Here is an 816-nt window from a genome sequence, read left to right on the forward strand (position 1 = left end):
GGAACCATCCGCGATGTCACCGATCAGGTGGCTCCCCGATTCCGGAGGATCGCCGAGGAGGCCAGCCGCATCCTCGATATCCCCGTCGTCGGCTTCGATTTCCTCGCCCCCGACTTCAGCGGAGAACGCTATACCCTCATCGAAGCCAACGAGCGCCCCGGTCTGGCCAACCACGAGCCCCAGCCGACGGCGGAGCGGTTCATCGACTTTCTCTTTCCGGAAACCCGGGAGAAAATCGGCGAGCAGGCCGGTTGAGAGCGGGGATCGGAGGCCGGACCTCTCCTGATGCCAGGCCCCTTCTCGGCGAGGAGGGGCCTTCCCTGTAAGCAGGGCTGGAGCATCCCGAAGCGGGCCGGAATCCGGACCAGCGGCTCCGATGGCGGTCAAAGGGCGAACCCGTCCGCAAGCCGAAACGCGGCAGAAACGTGAACAGCCCCCACCCCTTCACTCTCCGGTGGATAAGGGGTTACAATGGTGACGATAGTTTTGCCATGCCGCCGACAGGGGGAATCCCTTTGCACACCCGTCGAAGCATTGTCTGGATCGGTGCAGGCGGACTCAGCCTGCTTATCGGAATGCACTTTCTGCTGACGCTGCTGTATCTGGCTCCCGACAACCTGTTAAAACGACGTTTTTCGGAGCCCCTTCAGCAGTACATGGATCCCCTCTTCGCTCAAAACTGGCAACTGTTTGCCCCCGACCCGGTTTCCCAGCACCGCTCCCTCGCCGCCAAGGCGAAAGTGCGCGACCCGAAAACCGGCGAAGTCCGGGAAACTCCGTGGCGGGATCTCACCGGTCCCCGGGTCCGGGAGGTGT

General features: G+C 63.0%; 2 protein-coding genes. Both read left to right on the forward strand.

The genetic code is table 11. The annotated features are described in order from the left end of the window. Positions 1 to 255: hypothetical protein (locus RZO55_RS10365; protein WP_318064208.1), on the forward strand; the 255-nt coding region annotated here is incomplete at its 5' end. A gap of 260 nt (positions 256 to 515) precedes the next feature. Beyond that, positions 516 to 816, forward strand: a 301-nt coding sequence (locus tag RZO55_RS10370) for a DUF5819 family protein (RefSeq protein WP_318064209.1), incomplete at its 3' end; no start/stop codon positions are given.

It is taken from the genome of Clostridium boliviensis, from assembly GCF_033342255.1.
In the GTDB taxonomy this organism is placed as follows: domain Bacteria; phylum Bacillota; class Clostridia; order Lachnospirales; family Lachnospiraceae; genus Lacrimispora; species Lacrimispora boliviensis.